This window comes from Flectobacillus sp., from assembly GCF_049240685.1.
In the GTDB taxonomy this organism is placed as follows: Bacteria; Bacteroidota; Bacteroidia; order Cytophagales; family Spirosomataceae; genus Flectobacillus.
The window spans coordinates 1-2,654 of sequence record NZ_JBMLSD010000316.1 but is presented as its reverse complement, the minus strand read 5'-3'; the positions used below and the strand labels follow the sequence as shown (position 1 = coordinate 2,654).

Genomic DNA, 2,654 nt, shown 5'->3' with positions numbered 1-2,654 from the left:
ATGAAAACCGACATTCTAATAATAGGTTCTGGCCCAGTTGGGGCTACTTATGCACGAATTATTGCAGAACAAAAACCGCAAGTCAAAATCTTAATGGTTGAGGTAGGGCCAAAAGTTTCTGACACCATAGGGCAACATGTAAAAAATATCAGCGACCCTAAAAAAATGGAAATGGCTCAAATACTTTCACAAGGGCCTAAAAAGACACCTTATCCCATGATTTCTGTAGCTGAAAGAGCATTGGCTGTTCAACGTGGCGAATTAACGCCCGACGTTTTGGCACGTGCAGGAACGCATTTGGTTTTAGACCAACCCGAAGAAATCAAGACAAACGAAATGCCTTCGCTTTCGATGTCAACCAATATTGGAGGTATGGGTATTCACTGGACTTGTGCTTGTCCAAGACCAGGCAAAGGCGAACAAATTACTTTTATTCCCAAAGATGAAATGGATAAAGCTTTTACCAAAGCTGAAAAAATCCTACACGTCACTCAAGAAGCTTTTCCTATTTCTAAAGAAGGGGAAACCATTCTGGCTATTCTCAATCAAACCCTTGGCGATAAACATTCACCCAAGCGTCAGGCACAGCCTATGCCACTTGCTTGCAAAACCGACAGCGAGTATAACCGATATTGGACTGCCACAGATTTGATTTTAGGTGAAACCTTCAATCACCCTAATTTTGAACTTCGTTCGGAAACCTTGTGTAAAAAATTATATCATCAAGACGGACGAATCACTGGAGCTGAAATTGTGTACCTACCTACACAAGAAAAAACTATCGTAGAAGCCGACATCGTAATTGTAGCAGCCGATGCGCTACGCACGCCACAATTGCTATGGGCATCGGGCATCAGACCCAAAGCCTTGGGGCATTACCTCAACGAGCATCCATTTATCTTTACTTTTGTTGAATTAGACAAAGATTTGGTGAAGAATCACTCACAAAATCCGAAAGTCGAGTGCGACCCCAGCCAAATCCGAAATCCGAAATCAAATGACCCAACCGTTGGCGTATTCTGGGTTCCTTTTGATGCTCCAAACCATCCTTTTCATGGACAAATCATGCACATGGATTTATCTCCTATGAAAACGACCGTCACCGACGACTCAAAACACATCGTAGGTTTAGGCTGGGGACCGCTGAAAGAATCAAATTTTGAAGATAAAATTGTATTTTCTGAAGTAGAAAATGATTATTTTGGCATGCCAAAAATGAATTTCAAATTCAAGTACACCGAAAAAGACTTAGAAGCCATCAATGCCGCAAAAGCATTTCAGCAAAAAGTGGTGAATTCATTCGGAAAAGAAATCAAAGACGGTGGACAAACCTTGATGCCTCCCGGTACTTCCTTACACTACGAAGGTTCAACCAGAATGGGCTTAGAAAACGATGGAACGTCTGTTTGTGATACGTATTCAAAAGTATGGGGATTTGATAATTTATTTGTAGGCGGCAACGGCGTTATTCCAATCGCTACGGCATCAAACCCGACGCTGACAAGTGTGGCTTTGGCGGTTCGTTCTTGTGAGAAAGTAACTCAACTATTAAAATAATTCAACTATGAAAGAAAGCAGTAATATTCCAATCATTGATGCAAATCAACTGATTTCTAATTTGCAGAGAGAATTGAAAACTTATGTTGCTTTCACTACCAAAGTACATTCCAATTTTCATATCAATCGTATTGAAGAATATATGAAAATAGTGAACTTCCCTACTCAATCGGACGTAGTACCTAGGCGCATTTCTGTTTTTAGCTTTTTCTTTTTGACCAAAGGACGAAGTATCAGAAGTAAAGGACTAGATAGCTATGACTTTGGCGAAAATACCTTCTTTTTTTTACCTGCTTATCAGATTACAACGCACCAAGAAATATGCTTTGGTAGCGAAGGATATTATTGTCATTTTGATATGGAATTGTTGAATGTGGATTATAAAACCAAAGATCTCATCAATGATTTTACCTTTTTGGAGTTTAATGCCAATCCTATTGTTATGATAAACGACGAGGCAAGGGAACGGATTATTCCGCTCCTCGAAAGGCTTATCGTAGAGTATAAAGCTGGCGAAGATTGTAGGTTTGATATTCTGAGAATCTATTTGATGGCTGTTTTTACCGAGTTGAAGTCTTTTGTGAATGCTTCTAAGCCAAATATTTCTAACTCAGCCTATTTGATTACTGAACAGTATAAAAAATATTTGTCTCAATATATTTACGAAAAACAAAAAACTACCGATTATGCCTCGTTAATGGCTATCTCTCCCAATCATTTGAATAAGTGTGTGAAATCTACTCTGGGTAAATCAGCACATGATTTACTCAATGAAATGCTCCTGTTGGAGGCCAAGGTTTTGCTAAAACAAACCAGCCTCAACGTTACAGAAATTGCCTACAAAATTGGAAAGAACGAGGTAAGTGATTTTGTTCGTTTTTTCAAAAAACAAACGGGTATTACCCCTACCGAATACAGGTTATTACAATAGCTTTATACATGTAATCTTAAGCACAGAGGCAATAGGCATTAGGCATTAGGCATTAGGCAATAGGCATTAGGCAATAGGCATTAGGCAATAGGCATTAGGCAATATGCATTAGGCAAAAACAGGACTTTTAAATTTGATAAAAAATGCCCTTTTTTCTTTAGCTTAC

The 2,654-nt window shown here is 38.9% G+C and carries 2 protein-coding genes; both read left to right on the top strand.

Annotated features, from left to right (window positions below; genetic code table 11):
* Positions 1-1,557 (top strand): GMC oxidoreductase (locus tag ACOVQ4_RS14490; protein WP_421821342.1); only part of this gene is annotated, 1,557 nt, incomplete at its 5' end.
* 7 nt (positions 1,558-1,564) lie between these two features.
* Positions 1,565-2,488 (top strand): helix-turn-helix domain-containing protein, encoded by a 924-nt coding sequence (locus ACOVQ4_RS14485; RefSeq protein ID WP_421821341.1) that lies wholly within the window; start codon positions 1,565-1,567, stop codon positions 2,486-2,488.
* Positions 2,489-2,654: the final 166 nt, after the last annotated feature.

Bases quoted from the DNA above. Each gene is read 5' to 3' on its own strand.
- ACOVQ4_RS14485 (WP_421821341.1), top strand. From the start codon at position 1,565: ATGAAAGAAAGCAGTAATATTCCAATCATTGATGCAAATCAACTGATT.